The sequence below is a fragment of the Pseudomonas zeae genome (assembly GCF_014268485.2).
Taxonomy (GTDB): domain Bacteria; phylum Pseudomonadota; class Gammaproteobacteria; order Pseudomonadales; family Pseudomonadaceae; genus Aquipseudomonas; species Aquipseudomonas neuropathica.
The window spans coordinates 6,128,897-6,148,972 of the sequence record NZ_CP077090.1; the positions used below are offsets into that span (position 1 = coordinate 6,128,897).

Annotated in this window: 33 protein-coding genes; all 33 read right to left on the bottom strand. The window is 54.5% G+C overall.

Features of this window, described 5'->3' with window-relative positions; all coding sequences use genetic code 11:
• Window positions 1-9: 9 nt before the first annotated feature.
• A complete protein-coding gene (gene bfr, locus HU754_RS26980; protein WP_007918444.1) occupies window positions 10-477 on the bottom strand; it encodes a bacterioferritin in 468 nt (155 codons plus the stop codon).
• A 149-nt stretch (window positions 478-626) separates the two neighbouring features.
• The gene (locus HU754_RS26985) at window positions 627-2,081 is read right to left on the bottom strand and encodes a catalase (RefSeq protein ID WP_186621708.1); all 1,455 of its coding nucleotides are present in this window, start codon (window positions 2,079-2,081) and stop codon (window positions 627-629) included.
• A gap of 240 nt (window positions 2,082-2,321) precedes the next feature.
• The gene (gene rplQ / locus HU754_RS26990) at window positions 2,322-2,708 is read right to left on the bottom strand and encodes a 50S ribosomal protein L17 (protein WP_003176402.1); all 387 of its coding nucleotides are present in this window, start codon (window positions 2,706-2,708) and stop codon (window positions 2,322-2,324) included.
• 42 nt (window positions 2,709-2,750) lie between these two features.
• Window positions 2,751-3,752 (bottom strand): DNA-directed RNA polymerase subunit alpha, encoded by a 1,002-nt coding sequence (locus HU754_RS26995; RefSeq protein ID WP_003186012.1) that lies wholly within the window; start codon window positions 3,750-3,752, stop codon window positions 2,751-2,753.
• 22 nt (window positions 3,753-3,774) lie between these two features.
• Window positions 3,775-4,395, bottom strand: a complete 621-nt coding sequence (gene rpsD, locus HU754_RS27000; protein ID WP_003176404.1) for a 30S ribosomal protein S4 — start codon at window positions 4,393-4,395, stop codon at window positions 3,775-3,777.
• Between the two features lie 18 nt (window positions 4,396-4,413).
• On the bottom strand, window positions 4,414-4,803 hold the full coding sequence (gene rpsK / locus HU754_RS27005) for a 30S ribosomal protein S11 (protein WP_002555466.1): 390 nt from the start codon (window positions 4,801-4,803) through the stop codon (window positions 4,414-4,416).
• Window positions 4,804-4,833: 30 nt separating this feature from the next.
• On the bottom strand, window positions 4,834-5,190 hold the full coding sequence (rpsM, locus tag HU754_RS27010) for a 30S ribosomal protein S13 (protein WP_003186020.1): 357 nt from the start codon (window positions 5,188-5,190) through the stop codon (window positions 4,834-4,836).
• A 130-nt stretch (window positions 5,191-5,320) separates the two neighbouring features.
• Window positions 5,321-5,437 (bottom strand): 50S ribosomal protein L36, encoded by a 117-nt coding sequence (gene rpmJ / locus HU754_RS27015; RefSeq protein WP_002555468.1) that lies wholly within the window; start codon window positions 5,435-5,437, stop codon window positions 5,321-5,323.
• Window positions 5,438-5,464: 27 nt separating this feature from the next.
• A complete protein-coding gene (gene secY, locus HU754_RS27020; RefSeq protein ID WP_003228718.1) occupies window positions 5,465-6,793 on the bottom strand; it encodes a preprotein translocase subunit SecY in 1,329 nt (442 codons plus the stop codon).
• Window positions 6,794-7,231, bottom strand: a complete 438-nt coding sequence (gene rplO, locus HU754_RS27025; RefSeq protein WP_003228720.1) for a 50S ribosomal protein L15 — start codon at window positions 7,229-7,231, stop codon at window positions 6,794-6,796.
• A 3-nt stretch (window positions 7,232-7,234) separates the two neighbouring features.
• The gene (rpmD, locus tag HU754_RS27030; protein WP_003176408.1) at window positions 7,235-7,411 is read right to left on the bottom strand and encodes a 50S ribosomal protein L30; all 177 of its coding nucleotides are present in this window, start codon (window positions 7,409-7,411) and stop codon (window positions 7,235-7,237) included.
• 2 nt (window positions 7,412-7,413) lie between these two features.
• On the bottom strand, window positions 7,414-7,914 hold the full coding sequence (rpsE, locus tag HU754_RS27035; RefSeq protein WP_003186035.1) for a 30S ribosomal protein S5: 501 nt from the start codon (window positions 7,912-7,914) through the stop codon (window positions 7,414-7,416).
• A 3-nt stretch (window positions 7,915-7,917) separates the two neighbouring features.
• On the bottom strand, window positions 7,918-8,268 hold the full coding sequence (rplR, locus tag HU754_RS27040) for a 50S ribosomal protein L18 (protein ID WP_003186037.1): 351 nt from the start codon (window positions 8,266-8,268) through the stop codon (window positions 7,918-7,920).
• A gap of 10 nt (window positions 8,269-8,278) precedes the next feature.
• The gene (gene rplF / locus HU754_RS27045; RefSeq protein ID WP_003176412.1) at window positions 8,279-8,812 is read right to left on the bottom strand and encodes a 50S ribosomal protein L6; all 534 of its coding nucleotides are present in this window, start codon (window positions 8,810-8,812) and stop codon (window positions 8,279-8,281) included.
• A 12-nt stretch (window positions 8,813-8,824) separates the two neighbouring features.
• Window positions 8,825-9,217 (bottom strand): 30S ribosomal protein S8, encoded by a 393-nt coding sequence (gene rpsH / locus HU754_RS27050; RefSeq protein ID WP_007918458.1) that lies wholly within the window; start codon window positions 9,215-9,217, stop codon window positions 8,825-8,827.
• Between the two features lie 209 nt (window positions 9,218-9,426).
• Window positions 9,427-9,732 carry a 30S ribosomal protein S14 gene (gene rpsN, locus HU754_RS27055; protein WP_003228726.1) on the bottom strand — a complete coding sequence of 102 codons (306 nt, stop codon included), beginning with the start codon at window positions 9,730-9,732 and terminating at the stop codon, window positions 9,427-9,429.
• 13 nt (window positions 9,733-9,745) lie between these two features.
• On the bottom strand, window positions 9,746-10,285 hold the full coding sequence (gene rplE / locus HU754_RS27060) for a 50S ribosomal protein L5 (RefSeq protein ID WP_003176415.1): 540 nt from the start codon (window positions 10,283-10,285) through the stop codon (window positions 9,746-9,748).
• 20 nt (window positions 10,286-10,305) lie between these two features.
• The gene (gene rplX / locus HU754_RS27065) at window positions 10,306-10,620 is read right to left on the bottom strand and encodes a 50S ribosomal protein L24 (protein WP_008081905.1); all 315 of its coding nucleotides are present in this window, start codon (window positions 10,618-10,620) and stop codon (window positions 10,306-10,308) included.
• Between the two features lie 11 nt (window positions 10,621-10,631).
• Window positions 10,632-11,000 carry a 50S ribosomal protein L14 gene (rplN, locus tag HU754_RS27070; protein WP_002555479.1) on the bottom strand — a complete coding sequence of 123 codons (369 nt, stop codon included), beginning with the start codon at window positions 10,998-11,000 and terminating at the stop codon, window positions 10,632-10,634.
• A gap of 23 nt (window positions 11,001-11,023) precedes the next feature.
• Entirely contained in the window at window positions 11,024-11,290 is a 267-nt protein-coding gene (gene rpsQ, locus HU754_RS27075) for a 30S ribosomal protein S17 (RefSeq protein WP_003194644.1), read from the bottom strand.
• A 2-nt stretch (window positions 11,291-11,292) separates the two neighbouring features.
• Window positions 11,293-11,484 (bottom strand): 50S ribosomal protein L29, encoded by a 192-nt coding sequence (gene rpmC, locus HU754_RS27080; RefSeq protein ID WP_002555481.1) that lies wholly within the window; start codon window positions 11,482-11,484, stop codon window positions 11,293-11,295.
• Entirely contained in the window at window positions 11,484-11,897 is a 414-nt protein-coding gene (gene rplP, locus HU754_RS27085) for a 50S ribosomal protein L16 (protein ID WP_007896757.1), read from the bottom strand. Before rplP ends, rpmC begins: the two co-directional genes overlap by 1 nt.
• A gap of 12 nt (window positions 11,898-11,909) precedes the next feature.
• A complete protein-coding gene (gene rpsC / locus HU754_RS27090; protein WP_003176422.1) occupies window positions 11,910-12,596 on the bottom strand; it encodes a 30S ribosomal protein S3 in 687 nt (228 codons plus the stop codon).
• 13 nt (window positions 12,597-12,609) lie between these two features.
• Window positions 12,610-12,942, bottom strand: a complete 333-nt coding sequence (gene rplV, locus HU754_RS27095; protein ID WP_003103908.1) for a 50S ribosomal protein L22 — start codon at window positions 12,940-12,942, stop codon at window positions 12,610-12,612.
• Between the two features lie 11 nt (window positions 12,943-12,953).
• Window positions 12,954-13,229, bottom strand: coding sequence for a 30S ribosomal protein S19 (rpsS, locus tag HU754_RS27100; protein ID WP_011336172.1), 276 nt, complete (start codon window positions 13,227-13,229; stop codon window positions 12,954-12,956).
• 16 nt (window positions 13,230-13,245) lie between these two features.
• Window positions 13,246-14,070, bottom strand: coding sequence for a 50S ribosomal protein L2 (rplB, locus tag HU754_RS27105; RefSeq protein ID WP_003228734.1), 825 nt, complete (start codon window positions 14,068-14,070; stop codon window positions 13,246-13,248).
• A 14-nt stretch (window positions 14,071-14,084) separates the two neighbouring features.
• On the bottom strand, window positions 14,085-14,384 hold the full coding sequence (gene rplW, locus HU754_RS27110) for a 50S ribosomal protein L23 (protein WP_002555488.1): 300 nt from the start codon (window positions 14,382-14,384) through the stop codon (window positions 14,085-14,087).
• Window positions 14,381-14,983, bottom strand: a complete 603-nt coding sequence (gene rplD / locus HU754_RS27115; protein WP_007918468.1) for a 50S ribosomal protein L4 — start codon at window positions 14,981-14,983, stop codon at window positions 14,381-14,383. Before rplD ends, rplW begins: the two co-directional genes overlap by 4 nt.
• A 12-nt stretch (window positions 14,984-14,995) precedes the next feature.
• Window positions 14,996-15,631, bottom strand: a complete 636-nt coding sequence (gene rplC, locus HU754_RS27120; protein WP_003228738.1) for a 50S ribosomal protein L3 — start codon at window positions 15,629-15,631, stop codon at window positions 14,996-14,998.
• 80 nt (window positions 15,632-15,711) lie between these two features.
• The gene (gene rpsJ / locus HU754_RS27125) at window positions 15,712-16,023 is read right to left on the bottom strand and encodes a 30S ribosomal protein S10 (protein WP_003186070.1); all 312 of its coding nucleotides are present in this window, start codon (window positions 16,021-16,023) and stop codon (window positions 15,712-15,714) included.
• A gap of 159 nt (window positions 16,024-16,182) precedes the next feature.
• Window positions 16,183-17,376: an elongation factor Tu gene (tuf, locus tag HU754_RS27130; RefSeq protein ID WP_064361246.1), complete on the bottom strand. Its 1,194-nt coding sequence runs from the start codon at window positions 17,374-17,376 to the stop codon at window positions 16,183-16,185.
• A gap of 31 nt (window positions 17,377-17,407) precedes the next feature.
• Window positions 17,408-19,513 (bottom strand): elongation factor G, encoded by a 2,106-nt coding sequence (fusA, locus tag HU754_RS27135; RefSeq protein WP_016984188.1) that lies wholly within the window; start codon window positions 19,511-19,513, stop codon window positions 17,408-17,410.
• Between the two features lie 30 nt (window positions 19,514-19,543).
• The gene (rpsG, locus tag HU754_RS27140) at window positions 19,544-20,017 is read right to left on the bottom strand and encodes a 30S ribosomal protein S7 (protein WP_007916467.1); all 474 of its coding nucleotides are present in this window, start codon (window positions 20,015-20,017) and stop codon (window positions 19,544-19,546) included.
• Window positions 20,018-20,076: the final 59 nt, after the last annotated feature.

A 20,076-nucleotide genomic window follows, 5' to 3' on the forward strand; every position in this document is an offset into this window, starting at 1 on the left:
CGATTGCAATCAGGACGTGTGGGATTGCAGGTAGTTCTCGAGACCGATCAACTTGATCAGGCCCAACTGCTTTTCCAGCCAGTAGGTGTGATCCTCTTCGGTGTCGTTGAGCTGAACCCGCAAGATCTCACGGCTGACGTAATCCTTGTGCTGCTCGCACAGCTCAATGCCTTTGCACAGCGCTGCGCGAACTTTGTATTCAAGACGCAGATCCGCTTCGAGCATCTCCGGCACAGTGGTGCCGACATCCAGATCATCCGGACGCATACGCGGCGTGCCTTCGAGCATCAGAATTCGGCGCATCAACGCATCAGCGTGACCGGCTTCCTCTTCCATCTCATGGTTGATTCGCTCGTAGAGCTTGGTGAACCCCCAGTCCTCATACATCCGCGAATGAACGAAATATTGATCACGCGCGGCCAGTTCGCCGGTCAGCAACGTGTTGAGGTAATCGATTACGTCTGGGTGGCCTTGCATCGCCCTACATCTCCCTACTTGAAAGTCTGTAGTTTGAACCAAGCTGACCGGAAGGTCACCCGATTCGCGCAATAAAAGCGAAGATATTCTTAGAAAAGCAGCCTAAATAACGCAAAAACCGCCCAGATGAGGGCGGTTCTGCTTCTCGTTTAGACTTCGTTAAGCTGTACGTTGAGCAGCTTTGCGATTGCTTCTCCATACGCCGGATCGGCCTTGTAAAAGTGCTGCAACTGGCGATCGACGATATCAGTGGAAACGCCCGCCATGGCACCGGCGATATTGCTGACCAGCAATGCTCTCTGATCGTCGCTCATCAGGCGGAACAGCGCACCGGCGTGGCTGTAGTAATCGGTATCTTCGCGGTGATCGTAGCGATCGGCAGCACCGCTCAAGGCCAGCGCTGGTTCTGCGTAACGCGGAGCTTGTTTCGGTGCTTCGGTGTAGCTGTTCGGCTCGTAGTTAGGTGCCGCACCACCGTTACTGCCGAATGCCATCGAGCCGTCTCGCTGGTAAGTGTTAACCGGGCTGCGTGGCGCGTTCACCGGCAATTGCTGGTGATTGGTACCGACACGGTAGCGGTGCGCGTCGGCGTAGGCGAACACGCGGCCTTGCAGCATGCGATCCGGCGACAGACCGACACCCGGCACCATGTTGCTTGGGCCGAACGCCGCTTGCTCGACTTCAGCAAAGTAGTTTTGCGGGTTGCGATTCAGTTCCAGCTCACCCACTTCGATCAGCGGAAATTCTTTCTGCGACCAGGTTTTGGTGACGTCAAAAGGGTTCTCATAATGTGCCGCAGCCTGGGCCTCAGTCATGATTTGAATGCACACGCGCCATTTCGGGAAGTCACCGCGCTCGATGGCTTCGAACAGGTCGCGCTGGGCGTAGTCTGGATCAGTGCCCGCCAACCGTGCGGCATCGGCCGGTGCCAGATTCTTGATGCCTTGTTTGGTCTTATAGTGCCATTTCACCCAGTGACGCTCGCCTTGGGCGCTAATCAGACTGTAAGTGTGGCTGCCGAAGCCGTGCATGTGACGGTAGCCGTCAGGAATACCGCGATCAGAGAACAGAATGGTGACCTGGTGCAGCGCTTCAGGCGAATGCGACCAGAAGTCCCACATCATCTGCGCGCTTTTCAGGTTGCTTTGCGGCAGGCGTTTCTGGGTGTGGATAAAGTCTGGAAATTTCAGCGGATCACGAATGAAGAACACTGGCGTGTTGTTACCCACGATGTCCCAATTACCTTCTTCAGTGTAGAACTTCAACGCGAAACCCCGTGGATCGCGCTCGGTGTCGGCAGAACCGCGTTCGCCGCCTACCGTCGAGAAACGCAGGAACGTCGGGGTTTGCTTGCCAACAGATTCAAACAGCTTGGCGCTGGTGTAATCCGTGATATCGCGGGTAACGGTGAATGTGCCGTAAGCTCCCGAGCCTTTGGCATGAACGCGACGTTCAGGAATGTTTTCACGGTTGAAGTGGGCGAGCTTCTCGATCAGATGAAAATCGTCAAGCAGCAACGGGCCACGAGGGCCGGCGGAGCGAGAATTCTGGTTATCAGCGACAGGTGCGCCACTGGCGGTCGTAAGCGTTTTGATCTGGCTCATACGGTCTTCTTCCTCTGTCAGTCTTGAAACTGCCGGCTAATCGGCTTGCTGGGAAGTATCGATCATCCATGTGACACCTACAAATTCATTAACTTGCAAGCTTCGATAGATAATTACTAATTATGTTTCCCGGCACATAGTGGCAACAGAGACATGTCAGAAGCTTGTATGAAGAGCGCATTTTCTTGCGCACACAAAAAACCGGGCACTAGGCCCGGTTCCTTGTTTCAGACTGACGTCTTACTCGGCGGATACAGCTTCGCCAGCAGTAGCACGATCAACCAACTCGACGTACGCCATAGGCGCGTTGTCGCCAGCGCGGAAACCGCACTTGAGGATGCGCAGGTAGCCACCCTCACGGGTAGCGTAACGCTTGCCCAGGTCGTTGAAGAGCTTACCAACGATAGCTTTCGAACGAGTACGGTCGAAAGCCAGACGGCGGTTAGCCAGGCTATCTGTCTTGGCCAGAGTGATCAGCGGCTCAGCAACGCGACGCAGTTCTTTGGCTTTTGGCAGAGTAGTTTTGATCAGCTCGTGCTCGAACAGCGACACCGCCATGTTTTGGAACATGGCCTTGCGGTGCGAGCTGGTGCGGCTCAGGTGACGACCACTTTTACGATGACGCATGGTTCATTCCTTACCAAACACTACGTTCGGTGATTACGACGATCAGGCAGTCGCCTTGTCGTCCTTCTTAAGACTTGCAGGCGGCCAGTTGTCGAGGCGCATGCCGAGGGACAGACCGCGGGAGGCCAGAACGTCCTTGATTTCAGTCAAGGATTTCTTGCCAAGGTTCGGAGTCTTCAACAGCTCTACTTCGGTACGCTGAATCAGGTCACCGATGTAGTAGATGTTTTCCGCCTTAAGGCAGTTAGCCGAACGTACAGTCAGTTCCAGATCGTCAACCGGGCGAAGCAGGATCGGATCGATCTCGTCTTCCTGCTCGACAACCACTGGCTCACTGTCACCTTTGAGGTCGACGAACGCAGCCAACTGCTGTTGCAGGATGGTTGCAGCGCGGCGAATAGCCTCTTCAGGATCCAGAGTACCGTTGGTTTCCAGATCAATAACCAGCTTGTCCAGGTTGGTACGCTGCTCGACACGGGCGTTTTCCACCACGTATGCGATACGGCGAACCGGGCTGAACGAAGAGTCAAGCTGCAAGCGACCGATGCTGCGGCTTTCGTCTTCATCGCTCTGACGCGAGTCGGCTGGTTCATAACCACGACCACGAGCTACGGTGAGCTTCATGTTCAGGGCGCCGTTAGACGCCAGGTTAGCGATTACGTGATCGGGATTAACGATCTCGACATCATGATCCAGCTGAATATCGGCAGCGGTAACCACCCCCGAACCCTTCTTCGACAAGGTCAGCGTAACTTCGTCACGACCGTGCAGCTTGATGGCCAGACCTTTAAGGTTCAACAGGATTTCAATTACGTCTTCCTGTACACCTTCGATGGCGCTGTACTCGTGGAGCACACCGTCAATCTCGGCCTCGACTACTGCGCAGCCGGGCATTGAGGACAACAGGATGCGTCGCAGCGCGTTGCCCAGGGTGTGGCCAAAACCACGCTCGAGAGGCTCGAGAGTGATCTTGGCGCGGGTTGGACTGACAACCTGCACATCAATGTGGCGGGGTGTCAGGAACTCATTTACCGAAATCTGCATGGATGCACCTATTTTCTAGCCCTTACTTGGAGTAGAGCTCGACAATCAGGCTTTCGTTGATGTCGGCGGACAGATCACTGCGAGCAGGAACGTTCTTGAAAACGCCCGACTTCTTCTCAGTGTCTACTTCTACCCATTCTACGCGGCCACGTTGGGCACACAGATCGAGAGCTTGGACAATGCGAAGTTGGTTTTTTGCTTTCTCGCGAACTGCAACCACGTCACCAGCACGAACCTGATACGACGGAACGTTTACGGTCTGACCGTTAACGCTGATCGACTTGTGCGATACCAGCTGACGGGATTCGGCACGAGTCGAACCAAAGCCCATACGGTATACAACGTTGTCCAGACGGCATTCGAGCAGTTGCAGCAGGTTTTCACCGGTTGCACCTTTCTTGCCAGCAGCTTCTTTGTAGTAGCCGCTGAACTGACGCTCGAGAACGCCGTAGATACGACGGACCTTCTGCTTTTCACGCAGTTGGGTGCCGTAATCGGACTGGCGACCGCGGCGTTGGCCGTGGATACCAGGTGCTGCTTCAATGTTGCACTTCGATTCGATCGCGCGCACGCCGCTCTTCAGAAAGAGATCGGTGCCTTCGCGACGAGCGAGTTTGCATTTTGGACCAATGTAACGAGCCATTCTTTACAATCTCCTGGATTACACGCGGCGCTTCTTCGGCGGACGGCACCCGTTGTGCGGGATTGGCGTCACGTCGGTGATGCTGGCGATCTTGTAGCCACAGCCGTTCAAAGCGCGGACTGCGGATTCACGACCTGGACCTGGGCCCTTGACGTTAACGTCGAGGTTTTTCAGGCCGTATTCCAGCGCAGCTTGACCAGCACGTTCAGCAGCTACTTGAGCAGCAAACGGCGTGGACTTGCGGGAACCGCGGAAACCCGAACCACCGGAGGTAGCCCAGGAAAGAGCGTTACCTTGACGGTCGGTAATGGTCACGATGGTGTTGTTAAAAGATGCATGGATGTGGGCGATGCCATCAACCACTGTCTTTTTAACTTTTTTACGAGGACGAGCAGCAGGTTTTGCCATGATTAAATTCCTGTCGATTCGCTGGGGCGATTACTTGCGGATCGGCTTACGCGGACCTTTACGGGTACGCGCGTTGGTCTTGGTACGCTGACCGCGTACTGGCAGACCACGACGATGACGCAGACCGCGATAGCAACCGAGGTCCATCAAGCGCTTGATTTTCATGTTGATTTCGCGACGCAGGTCACCTTCAGTGGTGAACTTCGCCACTTCGCCACGCAGCTGTTCAATTTGCTCGTCGCTCAGATCTTTGATCTTTGCTGCTGGGTTTACCCCAGTCACTGCACAGATCTTCTGCGCAGTAGTGCGACCAACACCATAGATGTAGGTCAGCGAGATAACAGTATGCTTGTTATCTGGAATGTTAACGCCTGCAATACGGGCCATTCAGTGGGACTCCAATTGACAGCTACCTACGCCCCGGAAGCCAAGAAATAGGGCGCGAGATAATATCGCTGTAATAACAAATAATCAACCCGGTAGCGCACTAGCTACCGGGCTTGAAGCACAATCACACTCAGCCTTGGCGCTGTTTGTGACGCGGTTCCGCGCTGCAAATTACTCGAACAACACCTTCGCGGCGAATAATCTTGCAGTTACGGCACAGCTTTTTCACCGATGCACGAACTTTCATCACCAACTCCTCGAACCTTATGGGTACTCAGCGCAACATGCCGCTGCCGTAACCCTTCAGGTTGGCTTTCTTCATCAGGGATTCGTACTGGTGCGAAACGAGGTGCGATTGTACTTGGGACATGAAGTCCATCACAACCACGACCACGATCAGCAACGAGGTCCCGCCAAGGTAGAACGGAACGTTTGCTGCAACCACCAGGAACTGGGGCAACAGACACACGGCCGTCATGTAAAGAGCACCGAACATGGTCAAGCGGGTCAGAACGCCATCAATGTAGCGCGCCGACTGCTCACCTGGACGGATGCCCGGAATAAAGGCACCGGACTTCTTCAGGTTTTCCGCTACGTCTTTCGGATTGAACATCAACGCCGTATAGAAGAAGCAGAAGAAAATAATCCCTGCACTAAACAGCAGAATATTCAACGGCTGACCAGGAGCGATCGACTGCGAGATGTCCTGCAACCAGCCCATACCTTCAGACTGACCGAACCAGGCACCCAACGAAGCCGGGAACAGCAAAATGCTGCTCGCGAAAATAGCCGGAATAACACCGGCCATGTTCACCTTCAACGGCAGGTGGCTAGTCTGCGCAGCAAAAACCTTGCGGCCCTGCTGACGCTTGGCGTAGTGAACAGCGATACGACGCTGACCACGCTCAATGAACACCACGAAACCGATAATCGCTACTGCCAGCAAACCGATGGCAACCAAGGCGAAGATGTTGATATCACCCTGACGCGCAGACTCGAAAGACTGCCCGATTGCTCTCGGAAGACCGGCGACGATACCCGAAAAAATCAACATCGAGATACCGTTACCTACACCACGCTCAGTAATCTGCTCACCCAGCCACATCATGAACATCGCACCAGCCACAAAAGTGGATACCGCGACGAAATGGAAGCCAAAGTCACCAGTGAACGCAACGCCCTGCCCCGCCAGACCAATGGACATGCCAATAGCCTGAACGAGAGCGAGGACGACGGTGCCGTAGCGGGTGTACTGGCTGATCTTGCGACGGCCAGCTTCACCTTCCTTCTTCAACTGCTCCAGCTGCGGACTGACGGCGGTCATCAGCTGCATGATGATCGATGCCGAAATGTACGGCATGATCCCCAATGCAAAGATGCTCATCCGTTCCAGCGCGCCGCCGGAGAACATGTTGAACAAGCTAAGAATGGTCCCCTCATTCTGTCGAAACAGGTCTGCGAGTCGGTCCGGGTTGATACCTGGAACCGGGATGTGTGCGCCTATTCGGTAGACGATAATCGCCAGGAACAGAAAACGCAGACGAGCCCAGAGTTCAGACATACCGCCTTTGCCGAGCGCAGAGAGAGCACCTTGCTTAGCCATTTATTCCTCGAACTTGCCGCCAGCTGCTTCGATAGCCGCACGCGCACCTTTGGTGGCGCCGATTCCCTTGCCGATAGTGACAGCGCGAGTCACTTCACCGGACAGCATGATTTTCACACGCTGTACGTTGACGTTGATCACGTTGGCATCTTTCAGGGACTGCACGGTGACGATGTCGCCTTCCACTTTAGCCAGCTCGGACAGACGCACTTCTGCGCGGTCCATGGCTTTCAGGGAAACGAAACCGAACTTCGGCAGGCGACGATGCAGCGGCTGTTGACCGCCTTCAAAGCCTGGAGCAATGGTGCCACCGGAACGGGAGGTTTGACCTTTGTGACCACGGCCACCAGTCTTACCCAAACCGCTACCGATACCACGGCCCGGACGATGCTTTTCGCGACGGGAACCCGGCGCTGGACTCAGATCATTGAGTTTCATCGATTAACCCTCGACACGCAGCATGTAGTAAGCCTTGTTGATCATCCCGCGATTCTCGGGAGTATCCTGGACTTCTACAGTGTGACCGATGCGACGCAGACCCAGACCCTTAACGCACAGTTTGTGGTTAGGGATGCGGCCGGTCATGCTTTTGATCAGCGTTACTTTAACGGTAGCCATGATCAGAAGATCTCCTTGACGCTTTTGCCACGCTTGGCGGCAATGGATTCAGGAGACTGCATAGCTTTCAAACCTTTGAAAGTGGCGTGAACCACGTTTACCGGGTTAGTCGAGCCGTAGCACTTGGCCAGAACGTTCTGAACGCCAGCAACTTCGAGGACAGCACGCATAGCGCCGCCAGCGATGATACCGGTACCTTCAGAAGCAGGCTGCATGTACACCTTCGAAGCGCCGTGAGCGGACTTCATTGCGTACTGCAGAGTGGTGCCGTTCAGATCAACTTGGATCATGTTGCGGCGAGCAGCTTCCATTGCCTTCTGGATCGCAGCAGGCACTTCACGCGACTTGCCACGGCCGAAGCCAACACGCCCTTTACCATCACCCACCACGGTCAACGCGGTGAAAGTGAAGATACGGCCGCCTTTAACGGTTTTGGCTACGCGGTTAACTTGAACCAGCTTCTCAATGTAGCCTTCGTCGCGCTTTTGGTCGTTATTTGACATAACTTAGAACTCCAGCCCAGCTTCACGAGCAGCATCAGCCAGCGCTTTCACGCGACCGTGGTACTTGAAGCCAGAGCGGTCGAAAGCCACTTGCGAGACGCCAGCGGCCTTAGCACGCGTAGCGACCAGCTGGCCAACCTTTGTGGCCGCGTCGATGTTGCCAGTGGCACCATCACGCAGTTCTTTATCCAAAGTCGAGGCGCTTGCCAGGACCTTGTTGCCGTCGGCCGAGATGACCTGGGCGTAGATGTGCTGCGACGAGCGGAACACGCAGAGACGCACGACTTCGAGTTCGTGCATTTTCAGGCGTGCTTTGCGAGCGCGACGCAGTCGAGTAACTTTTTTGTCGGTCATTTGCTATGCCCTACTTCTTCTTGGCTTCTTTACGACGGACGACTTCGTCCGCGTAGCGCACACCTTTGCCTTTGTACGGCTCTGGTGGACGGAAGTCGCGGATCTCAGCGGCCACTTGACCTACCAGCTGCTTGTCGATGCCCTTGATCAGGATATCGGTCTGGCTAGGAGTCTCAGCGGTGATGCCTTCCGGCAGTTCGTAATCCACTGGGTGCGAGAAGCCAAGGGCCAGGTTCAAAACCGTGCCTTTTGCTTGCGCCTTGTAACCAACACCGACCAGCTGGAGCTTGCGCTCGAAGCCTTGGCTTACGCCTTGGACCATGTTGTTTACCAACGCACGCGTGGTACCGGCCATTGCGCGAGTTTGTTGATCGCCATTGCGAGCAGCGAAACGCAGCTCACCAGCTTCTTCAACGATCTCAACGGACGAATGGATGTTCAGTTCAAGAGTACCCTTGGCACCCTTCACCGAAAGCTGTTGGCCTGCGAATTTTACTTCGACACCGGCTGGCAGCTTAACGGGGTTCTTAGCGACGCGAGACATGCTTATCCCCCCTTAGAACACAGTGCAAAGAACTTCGCCGCCGACACCGGCAGCGCGCGCAGCACGATCCGTCATCACACCTTTGTTGGTGGAGACGATAGACACGCCAAGACCGCCACGAACTTTCGGCAGATCTTCAACGGACTTGTACTGACGCAGGCCTGGACGACTAACGCGCTTCACTTCTTCGATAACCGGACGGCCTTCGAAGTACTTCAGCTCGATGGACAACGACGGCTTAGCGTCGGTGGTGATCTGAAAATCCGCGATGTAACCTTCGTCCTTCAGGACTTTTGCTACAGCCACCTTCAGCGTGGAAGACGGCATGCTTACGACAGACTTTTCAGCCATCTGGGCATTACGGATTCGAGTTAGCATGTCCGCTAACGGGTCCTGCATACTCATGGGCTAGACGCTCCTAATACAGAAAAATTAGCCTTGCGGCTACTACTTGTCGCCGAGAACTTCCGGGCATGAAAAACACGGGCTCAGGCGAGCCGGTCATTCTAGACACACCCCAGAAATGAATCAAGCCCCAAAAGGGGCTTGATTCAGATTCAAGGCCACCGATGGTCAGGTTCTTGCGAACCCGAACATCGAGACTTTGACAGCAATTACCAGCTGGCTTTAACCAGACCTGGTACGTCACCACGCATTGCAGCTTCACGCAGCTTGTTACGGCCAAGGCCGAACTTGCGGTAAACGCCGTGCGGACGACCAGTCAGGCGGCAACGGTTACGCATGCGCGAAGCGCTTGCGTCACGTGGTTGCTTCTGCAGAGCTACGGTAGCTTCCCAACGCGCTTCTGGACTTGCGTTCAGATCAACGATGATAGCTTTCAGCGCTGCACGCTTGGTGGCGTACTTGGCAACGGTGAGCTGACGCTTCAGCTCACGGTTTTTCATGCTCTTCTTGGCCATTTTCCTACTCCAATCAGTTGCGGAACGGGAATTTGAAAGCACGCAGCAGAGCGCGGCCTTCATCATCGTTCTTGGCAGTGGTGGTCAGGGTAATGTCCAGACCGCGGAGAGCATCGATCTTGTCGTAGTCGATTTCCGGGAAAATGATCTGCTCTTTCACGCCCATGCTGTAGTTGCCACGACCATCGAAGGACTTGGCATTCAGGCCGCGGAAGTCGCGAACCCGAGGCAGGGAGATCGACAACAGACGATCCAGGAACTCGTACATACGCTCACGGCGCAGAGTCACCTTGACGCCGATCGGCCATCCTTCACGGACTTTAAAGCCAGCGATGGATTTACGAGCGTAGGTCACAACGACTTTTTGGCCGGTGATCTTTTCCAGGTCAGCAACAGCATGCTCGATGACTTTTTTGTCACCAACAGCTTCGCCCAGACCCATGTTCAGGGTGATTTTTGTAACGCGTGGAACTTCCATCACGTTCGAAAGCTTAAGTTCTTCCTTAAGCTTCGGTGCGATTTCCTTCCAGTAAATCTCTTTTAGTCGTGCCATGGTCTTCTACCTAGCAGTGTTCAAGCATCAACCGCTTTTTGGGTCGACTTGAAGACACGAATTTTCTTGCCGTCTTCTACTTTGAAACCAACGCGGTCAGCCTTGTTGGTTTCGCCGTTGAAAATGGCGACGTTAGAAGCGTCCAGTGGAGCTTCTTTTTCGACGATACCGCCTTGCACGCCCGACATCGGGTTAGGCTTGGTATGACGCTTTACCAGGTTCAGACCGCTGATAACCAGACGGTTATTAGCAAGAACCTTGAGCACCTTACCGCGCTTACCTTTGTCTTTGCCGGCGATCACGATGATCTCGTCGTCACGACGAATCTTTTGCATGTCGGATCTCCTTACAGCACTTCTGGGGCGAGCGAGACGATCTTCATGAACTTCTCAGTACGAAGTTCACGGGTCACTGGCCCAAAGATACGGGTGCCGATCGGCTCTTGCTTGTTGTTCAGAAGAACAGCAGCGTTGCCATCAAAGCGGATAATGGAGCCATCAGCACGACGTACGCCGTGACGAGTGCGGACTACAACAGCAGTCATCACTTGGCCTTTTTTCACTTTACCGCGAGGAATTGCTTCCTTCACGGTAACTTTGATGATGTCACCGATACCAGCGTAACGACGATGGGAGCCACCCAGCACCTTGATGCACATAACACGGCGAGCGCCGCTGTTATCGGCCACATCGAGCATGGATTGAGTCTGAATCATATAATTTCTCCGACCCCTAGTCCTTAGACTTCCACAGCGCGTTCGAGAACATCAACCAGCGCCCAAGACTTGGTCTTGGCCATAGGACGAGTTTCACGAATAGTGACTTTGTCGCCGATGTGGCACTGGTTGGTTTCGTCGTGCGCGTGCAGCTTAGTCGAACGCTTAACGTATTTACCGTAGATCGGGTGCTTTACGCGACGCTCGATCAGTACGGTGATGGTTTTGTCCATCTTGTCGCTGACAACACGGCCAGTCAGCGTACGGACAGTTTTTTCGGCTTCAGCCATGATCACTTACCTGCCTGCTGGTTGAGCACAGTCTTCACGCGAGCGATGTCACGTTTAACTTGCGAGAGCAGATGAGACTGCCCCAACTGGCCAGTTGCTTTCTGCATACGCAGATTGAACTGGTCGCGCAGCAAGCCGAGCAGTTGCTCGTTCAGCTGCTGTGCGGATTTTTCACGAAGTTCATTCGCTTTCATCACATCACCGTCCGTTTAACAAAGGCGGTGGCGAGCGGCAGCTTTGCAGCAGCCAGGGCAAAAGCCTCACGCGCCAGCTCTTCAGAAACACCCTCGATTTCATACAGGACTTTGCCTGGCTGAATCTGGGCAACCCAGTACTCCACACTACCCTTACCTTTACCCATACGAACTTCGAGGGGCTTTTTGGAAATAGGCTTGTCCGGGAATACACGGATCCAGATCTTGCCGCCACGTTTAACGTGACGGGTCAGAGCACGACGCGCTGACTCGATCTGACGAGCGGTGAGACGACCACGAGCTACAGACTTCAGCGCGAACTCGCCGAAGCTGACTTTGCTACCGCGCTGAGCCAGACCACGGTTGTGGCCTGTCATCTGCTTGCGGAACTTCGTACGCTTAGGTTGCAACATTTGGCGTACCCCTTACTTAGCAGCTTTTTTACGAGGCGCTGGTGCTTGTGGTTTCAGCTCTTCTTGGCGACCACCAATTACTTCGCCTTTGAAGATCCAAACCTTTACACCGATCACACCGTAAGTGGTGTGAGCTTCGTAGTTGGCATAGTCGATGTCGGCACGCAGGGTGTGCAATGGCACACGACCTTCGCGATACCATTCAGTACGTGCGATTTCAGCACCGCCGAGACGACCGCTCACTTGGATTTTGATGCCCTTGGCACCAATGCGCATGGCGTTCTGTACTGCGCGCTTCATAGCGCGACGGAACATTACACGACGCTCCAGCTGCTGAGCTACGCTCTGCGCAACCAGCATACCGTCGAGCTCCGGCTTGCGGATCTCTTCGATATTGATGTGCACAGGCACACCCATTTGCTTGGTCAGGTCCTGACGCAGTTTCTCAACATCTTCACCTTTCTTCCCGATAACGATACCTGGACGAGCGGTGTGGATGGTGATACGTGCAGTTTGGGCCGGACGATGGATATCGATACGGCTTACGGACGCGCTTTTTAGTTTGTCTTGGAGATACTCACGCACTTTCAGATCTGCGAACAAGTAGTCCGCATAAGTCCGACCGTCTGCGTACCAGACGGAGGTGTGCTCCTTGACGATTCCCAGGCGAATGCCAATGGGATGTACTTTCTGACCCATCTCTTCGACTCCGTTACTTGTCAGCAACCTTGACAGTGATATGGCAAGACCGCTTGACGATGCGATCAGCACGGCCTTTGGCACGTGGCATGATGCGCTTCAGCGAACGCCCTTCGTTGACGAAAACGGTGCTGACCTTCAGGTCATCAACGTCTGCGCCTTCGTTATGCTCGGCGTTGGCTACGGCCGACTCCAGCACTTTCTTCATGATCTCGGCGGCTTTCTTACTGCTGAAAGCCAACAAGTTGAGCGCTTCGCCCACCTTCTTCCCGCGGATCTGGTCGGCGACCAAGCGGGCTTTCTGGGCGGAGATTCGAGCGCCCGACAACTTAGCGGCTACTTCCATTTCCTAACCCCTTAACGCTTGGCTTTCTTGTCAGCCACGTGCCCGCGATAGTTGCGGGTACCGGCGAACTCGCCCAGTTTGTGGCCGACCATGTCTTCGTTAACGAGAACTGGGACGTGCTGACGACCGTTGTGTACTGCGATGGTCAGACCGACCATTTGTGGCAGGATCATCGAACGACGCGACCAAGTCTTAATTGGTTTGCGATCGTTCTTTTCCGCCGCCACTTCGATCTTCTTCAGTAGGTGAAGATCAATAAAAGGACCTTTTTTCAGAGAACGTGGCACTGTCGTATCCCTCTATTTACTTGCGACGACGGACGATCATTTTGTCGGTACGCTTATTACCACGAGTCTTCGCGCCCTTAGTCGGGAAGCCCCATGGCGATACCGGATGACGACCACCAGAGGTACGACCTTCACCACCACCATGTGGGTGGTCAACCGGGTTCATGGCAACACCACGAACGGTTGGGCGAACGCCACGCCAGCGCTTGGCACCAGCTTTACCCAACGAACGCAGGCTGTGCTCGGAGTTCGAGACTTCGCCCAGGGTCGCACGGCATTCAGCCAGGACTTTACGCATTTCACCGGAACGCAGACGCAGGGTAACGTAAACGCCTTCACGAGCGATCAGCTGAGCCGAAGCACCAGCGGAACGAGCGATCTGTGCGCCTTTACCTGGCTTCAGTTCGATGCCGTGTACGGTAGAACCGACTGGGATGTTGCGCAGTTGCAGGGCGTTGCCTGGCTTGATTGGAGCCAGAGCGCCTGCGATCAGCTGGTCGCCAGCACTCACGCCTTTAGGGGCGATGATGTAGCGGCGCTCGCCGTCTGCGTAGCAGAGCAGTGCGATGTGAGCAGTACGGTTTGGATCGTATTCGATACGCTCGACAGTGGCGACGATGCCATCTTTGTCGTTGCGACGGAAATCGACCATACGATAATGCTGCTTATGACCACCACCGATGTGACGCGTGGTAATACGGCCATTGTTGTTACGACCACCAGTCTTCGATTTTTTCTCGAGCAGCGGTGCGTGAGGAGCGCCTTTATGCAGCTCCTGGTTGACCACCTTGACCACAAAACGGCGGCCAGGGGAAGTCGGTTTGCATTTAACGATTGCCATGATGCACCCCTTCCTTACTCAGCACTGCTGCTGAAATCGAGATCTTGGCCTGGCTGAAGGGAGATAACTGCCTTCTTCCAGTCATTACGCTTGCCCAGACCGCGAGCAGTGCGCTTGCTCTTACCCAGAACATTCAGGGTAGTGACGCGCTCTACTTTCACGCTGAACAGGCTTTCGACGGCCTTCTTGATTTCCAGCTTGGTTGCGTCAGTAGCAACCTTGAAAACGAACTGGCCTTTCTTGTCTGCCAGAACCGTAGCCTTCTCGGAAACGTGCGGGCCAAGCAGAACTTTAAATACGCGTTCCTGGTTCATCCCAGCAGCTCCTCGAATTTCTTCACGGCCGACACGGTGATCAACACCTTGTCGTATGCGATCAGACTAACTGGATCGGAACCTTGAACGTCACGTACATCTACGTGCGGCAGGTTACGAGCAGCCAGGTACAGGTTCTGATCAACAGCGTCCGACACGATCAAAACGTCGGTCAGGCTCATGTTGTTCAGCTTGCCCAGCAGATCTTTGGTTTTCGGAGTTTCAACAGCGAAATCCTGAACCACGACCAGACGATCAGTACGCACCAGCTCAGCAAGGATGGAACGCATTGCTGCGCGATACATCTTCTTGTTCAGCTTCTGGGAGTGATCCTGTGGACGTGCTGCAAAAGTGGTACCGCCGCCACGCCAGATTGGGCTACGGATAGTACCGGCACGAGCACGGCCAGTACCTTTCTGACGCCATGGGCGCTTACCGCCACCACGAACGTCGGAACGGGTCTTCTGCTGCTTGGTACCTTGACGGCCGCCGGCCATGTAGGCCACGACTGCTTGGTGAACCAGCGTCTCGTTGAATTCGCCGCCAAATGTCAGTTCGGAAACTTCGATCGCTTGAGCGTCATTTACATTTAATTGCATGTCAGCTTCCCCTTAACCGCGAGCCTTGGCTGCTGGACGTACAACCAGGTTGCCGCCAGTAGCGCCAGGAACAGCACCCTTGACCAACAACAGATTGCGTTCAGCGTCCACGCGCACTACTTCCAGGGACTGCACGGTCACGCGCTCAGCGCCCATATGACCGGACATTTTTTTGCCCTTGAATACACGACCAGGAGTCTGGCACTGGCCGATAGAGCCTGGGACGCGGTGGGATACGGAGTTACCGTGGGTGTTATCTTGCCCGCGGAAATTCCAACGCTTGATCGTACCCTGGAAGCCTTTACCCTTGGACTGACCGGTTACATCAACCAGTTGACCAGCGGCGAAGATTTCAGCGTTGATCAGATCGCCAGCCTGGTACTCGCCTTCTTCAAGACGGAATTCCATGGTAGTGCGACCAGCGGCAACGTTCGCTTTAGCGAAGTGGCCAGCCTGAGCTGCTGTTACACGCGAAGCACGACGCTCGCCGACAGTGACTTGCACTGCACGATAGCCATCGGTCTCTTCAGTTTTGAACTGGGTGACGCGATTCGGCTCGATCTCAATGACCGTGACCGGAATGGAGACACCTTCTTCGGTGAAAATACGGGTCATACCGCATTTACGACCGACTACACCAATAGTCATGTTGTAAACCTCATGAGTGTACGGGGCTTTCACCCGCTATGGCCGCCCATTTCAGAGCGTTACACGACTAAGACCGAGTCTTAGCCGAGGCTGATCTGCACTTCCACACCGGCCGCAAGATCAAGCTTCATAAGAGCATCAACGGTTTTATCCGTTGGCTGGACAATGTCCAGAACGCGCTTATGAGTGCGGATTTCGTACTGGTCGCGCGCGTCTTTGTTGACGTGCGGAGAAACCAGAACGGTGAACCGCTCTTTACGGGTAGGCAGTGGAATTGGACCACGCACTTGAGCACCAGTACGTTTCGCGGTTTCCACGATTTCCTGGGTTGATTGGTCGATCAGGCGATGGTCGAAAGCCTTCAACCTGATACGGATTTGCTGATTTTGCATTGGATTTCAGACTCCGGCTGCTATTCCCACCGAGCGCAATACGCCCGTTAAAAGGAGGCGCAATTCTATAGACGCCCCAGATGGGTGTCAACCCAATAAAAAAGCCCCCGCTGAGCGGGGGCTTTTTTCAAAGCATCAAGCAAACTCTAAAAAAGAGAATTACTCGATGATTTTGGCTACGACGCCAGCGCCGACGGTACGACCGCCTTCACGGATAGCGAAACGCAGACCGTCTTCCATCGCGATGGTTTTGATCAGGGTAACAGTCATCTGAATGTTGTCACCTGGCATTACCATTTCAACGCCTTCTGGCAGCTCGCAGTTACCAGTCACGTCAGTAGTACGGAAGTAGAACTGTGGACGGTAGCCTTTGAAGAACGGAGTGTGACGACCGCCTTCTTCCTTGCTCAGAACGTAAACTTCTGCGGTGAACTTGGTGTGCGGCTTAACCGAACCCGGCTTAACCAGAACCTGACCACGTTCAACGTCGTCACGCTTGGTACCACGCAGCAGAACGCCGCAGTTCTCGCCAGCACGACCTTCGTCGAGCAGCTTGCGGAACATTTCAACACCGGTGCAAGTAGTAACGGTGGTGTCACGCAGACCAACGATTTCCAGCGGATCCTGAACGCGAACGATACCGCGCTCGATACGACCAGTCACAACAGTACCGCGACCCGAGATCGAGAATACGTCTTCGATTGGCATCAGGAATGGCTTGTCGATCATACGAACTGGTTCTGGGATGTAAGCATCCAGAGTCTCAACCAGTTTCTTGACGGCAGTGGTGCCCATCTCGTTGTCGTCTTTGCCTTCCAGAGCCATACGAGCCGAACCGATGATGATTGGAGTGTCATCGCCCGGGAAGTCGTAGGTGGACAGCAGGTCACGAACTTCCATCTCAACCAGTTCCAGCAGCTCTGCGTCGTCTACCAGGTCAGCCTTGTTCAGGAAAACCACGATGTACGGAACGCCTACCTGACGGGACAGCAGGATGTGCTCACGGGTTTGTGGCATCGGACCATCAGCGGCCGAGCAAACCAGAATAGCGCCGTCCATCTGAGCAGCACCGGTGATCATGTTCTTCACATAGTCAGCGTGACCTGGGCAGTCAACGTGAGCGTAGTGACGGATCTTCGAGTTGTACTCAACGTGCGCGGTGTTGATGGTGATACCGCGAGCTTTTTCTTCTGGTGCGCTGTCGATCTTGTCGAAGTCAACGATTGCGGAACCGAAAACTTCCGAGCAAACGCGAGTCAGAGCAGCAGTCAGAGTGGTTTTACCGTGGTCAACGTGACCGATGGTGCCAACGTTGACGTGCGGTAGGGAACGATCAAATTTTTCTTTAGCCACGACAATTAACTCCTAGCCTAAAGGGGCTGAATCAGCCTTGTTTTTTGGTTACGGATTCGACGATGTGCGACGGAGCCGTATCGTATTTTTTGAATTCCATAGAGTAGCTTGCGCGACCCTGGGACATGGAACGAACGTCGGTCGCATAACCGAACATCTCACCCAGTGGAACTTCGGCGCGGATAACCTTGCCGGACACTGTGTCTTCCATACCCTGGATCATGCCGCGACGACGGTTAAGGTCGCCCATCACATCACCCATATAGTCTTCAGGCGTAACAACCTCTACAGCCATGATCGGCTCAAGCAACTCACCACCGCCCTTCTGGGCCAGTTGCTTGGTCGCCATGGAGGCAGCCACTTTAAACGCCATCTCGTTGGAGTCGACGTCGTGGTAAGAACCATCGAACACGGTAGCCTTCAGGCCGATCAGCGGATAGCCGGCAACAACGCCGTTCTTCATCTGCTCTTCGATACCCTTCTGGATAGCCGGGATGTATTCCTTAGGAACCACACCACCTACAACTTCGTTCACGAATTGCAGACCTTCCTGACCTTCGTCAGCAGGAGCAAAACGGATCCAGCAGTGGCCGAACTGACCACGACCGCCGGACTGACGAACGAACTTGCCTTCGATTTCACAGTTCTTCGTGATGCGCTCACGATACGAAACCTGAGGCTTGCCGATGTTGGCTTCGACGTTGAACTCACGGCGCATCCGGTCAACCAGGATGTCCAGGTGCAGCTCGCCCATGCCGGAGATGATCGTCTGACCAGTCTCTTCATCAGTTTTAACGCGGAAAGACGGGTCTTCCTGAGCAAGTTTGCCCAGAGCGATACCCATTTTTTCCTGGTCATCCTTGGTCTTAGGCTCTACGGCAACCGAAATAACCGGCTCCGGGAAGTCCATGCGAACCAGGATGATTGGCTTGTCAGCGTTGCAGAGGGTCTCACCAGTGGTGACGTCCTTCATGCCGATCAGGGCCGCGATGTCACCAGCGCGTACTTCCTTGATCTCTTCACGGGCGTTTGCGTGCATTTGCACCATACGACCCACGCGCTCTTTTTTACCTTTAACCGAGTTGATCACGCCGTCGCCGGAGTTCAACACGCCCGAGTAAACACGGACGAAGGTCAAGGTACCCACGAATGGGTCGGTAGCGATCTTGAACGCCAGAGCCGAGAACGGCTCCGCATCGTCTGCATGACGCTCCAGCTCGATTTCCTCGTTATCAGGGTCAGTACCCTTGATCGCAGGGATGTCGGTCGGTGCAGGCAGGAAGTCGATAACGGCGTCGAGAACCAGGGGAACACCCTTGTTCTTGAAGGAAGAACCGCAAACAGCCAGAACGATTTCGCCGGCGATAGTACGCTGACGCAAAGCAGCCTTGATCTCTTCGATCGACAGCTCTTCGCCTTCCAGGTACTTGTTCATCAGCTCTTCGTTGGCTTCAGCAGCAGCTTCAACCATGTTGTTGCGCCACTCTTCAGCCAGCTCTTGGAGCTCAGCAGGAATGTCCTTGCGAACAGGGACCATACCTTTGTCAGAGTCGTTCCAGTAGACAGCTTGCATGTTGATCAGATCGATCTGACCCTGGAAGTTGTCTTCGGAACCGATGGCCAACTGGATCGGCACCGGAGTGTGACCCAGACGCTGCTTGATCTGACCGATCACGCGCAGGAAGTTGGCACCAGCACGGTCCATCTTGTTTACGTAAACAAGACGTGGAACGCCGTATTTGTTGGCTTGACGCCATACGGTTTCCGACTGAGGCTCAACACCCGAAGTACCGCAGAACACAACGACAGCGCCGTCGAGTACACGCAGGGAACGCTCAACTTCAATAGTGAAGTCAACGTGGCCCGGGGTATCGATTACGTTGAAGCGGTGCTCGTCCTTGTACTGCTTCTCGGAACCTTTCCAGAAAGCGGTGATGGCAGCAGAAGTAATGGTAATACCACGCTCCTGCTCCTGCACCATCCAGTCTGTGGTCGCGGCGCCATCATGCACCTCGCCCATTTTGTGACTTTTGCCGGTGTAAAAAAGGACGCGCTCGGTGGTGGTGGTTTTACCAGCATCCACGTGAGCGACGATACCGATGTTACGGTAGCGGCTAATCGGAGTAGTACGAGCCATAAAGCCCTCGCAAAATTAGTGAAGCTAAAATTAGAAGCGGTAGTGCGAGAAAGCTTTGTTGGCTTCAGCCATACGGTGCACGTCTTCACGCTTCTTAACAGCAGCACCTTTACCTTCAGCAGCATCCAGCAGTTCGCCAGCCAAACGCAGAGCCATAGACTTCTCGCCACGCTTACGGGCGAAGTCTACCAACCAGCGCATTGCCAGAGCGTTACGACGGGAAGGACGAACCTCGACCGGAACCTGGTAAGTAGCACCACCAACGCGGCGCGACTTCACTTCGACCAGCGGAGCGATGGCGTCGAGTGCTTTTTCGAAGAGTTCCAGGGGATCGGTGCCAGCCTTACGGGTCGCAACGGTTTCCAGGGCACCATAAACGATACGTTCGGCAACAGCTTTCTTGCCGCTTTCCATAACGTGGTTCATGAATTTGGCGAGGATCTGGCTTCCGTATTTCGGATCGTCCAGAATCTCACGCTTTGCTGCTACGCGACGTCTTGGCATGATAAGCCCTCAAGCGGTCTTCAGGTTAGCTCGGGACAGATCCAATGGATGCGTGCCCG